Here is a 1,100-nt window from a genome sequence, read left to right as displayed (position 1 = left end):
GGCTCCCCGGGCGCACCTGCCGCCGCATCGAGCACGACCGCGCGGCGTCCGTCGATCCCCGGCCTGGTCGGGCTCGCGGTCGCGCTGGTCGGGGTCGTGCTCGCATGCGTGCCCCTCACGGCGCCGCTCGGATGGGTCGTCGTGGCTGCCGGCTTCGTCGTGTCGCTCGTCTCGCTGTTCCTGCGGGGAACGAAGTGGCCGGGCATCGCCGGGCTCGCCGTGGCCGTGCTCGGCTCGACCCTCGCGGGCGCAGTCGCCCTGATCGCGGTCGGGCTCACGTCGGTCGAGGCGTCCGGAGACCCGGTGCCGTCGCCGAGCACGCCGGCGACGGAGTCCGGTTCGCCCGTCGACCCGTCGACGATCGACGGCGCCGAGATGGTCGCGTTCGAAGACCTCGAGGTGGGCGATTGCCTCCCCTACGTGGACTACACCGGCGAGGACACGATCTTCGAGCTCCCGGTCGTGCCGTGCGATCAGCCGCACACCGACGAGGTGTACTTCATCTACGAGGTCGACGACCAGACCTTCCCCGGCGAGAGCGCACTGCTCGACGAGGCGTGGGACGGCTGCCTGGCGCAGTTCGAGGGATTCGTCGGCGTCCCGTACGAGCAGTCGGAGCTGGACTTCTACAGCTACCAGCCCACGAAGGCGTCGTGGACCCGTGCGGGCGACCGCGCGATCCAGTGCATCGCCTACAGCTACGACGATGTGACCGGCACGCTGCGCGGCGCCGCTCGCTGACCGCCGCACACGACGAAGGCCCCGGAGCGATCCGGGGCCTTCGTGCGTCAGTCGTCGTCGTCGCGGCGCTTGCGCCAGCGGATGCCGGCGGAGATGAAGTCGTCGAGGTCGCCGTCGAACACCGCGGCGGGGTTACCCGACTCCTGCCCCGTGCGGAGGTCCTTCACCAGCTGCTGGCCGTAGAGGAAGTAGGAGCGCATCTGGTCGCCCCAGCTCGCGGTGATGTTGCCCGCCAGCTCCTTCTTCTTCGCCGCTTCCTGCTCCTTCTGCAGCAGCAGCAGGCGGTTCTGCAGCACGCGCATGGCGGCTGCCCGGTTCTGGATCTGCGACTTCTCGTTCTGCATCGACACGACGATGCC

The 1,100-nt window shown here is 70.1% G+C and carries 2 protein-coding genes; one reads left to right on the top strand and one right to left on the bottom strand.

Annotated elements, in window-relative coordinates:
- On the top strand, positions 1-741 hold a 741-nt coding region (locus tag DW309_RS00030), incomplete at its 5' end, for a septum formation family protein (RefSeq protein WP_136044160.1).
- 47 nt (positions 742-788) lie between these two features.
- On the opposite strand, the gene DW309_RS00025 is transcribed toward DW309_RS00030, so the two are convergent.
- Positions 789-1,100 (bottom strand): peptide chain release factor-like protein (locus DW309_RS00025; protein WP_275089203.1); only part of this gene is annotated, 312 nt, incomplete at its 5' end.

The sequence above is a fragment of the Microbacterium sp. K41 genome (assembly GCF_004794395.1).
GTDB lineage: Bacteria > Actinomycetota > Actinomycetes > Actinomycetales > Microbacteriaceae > Microbacterium > Microbacterium sufflavum.
This window is presented reverse-complemented; position numbering and strand designations above follow the sequence as displayed.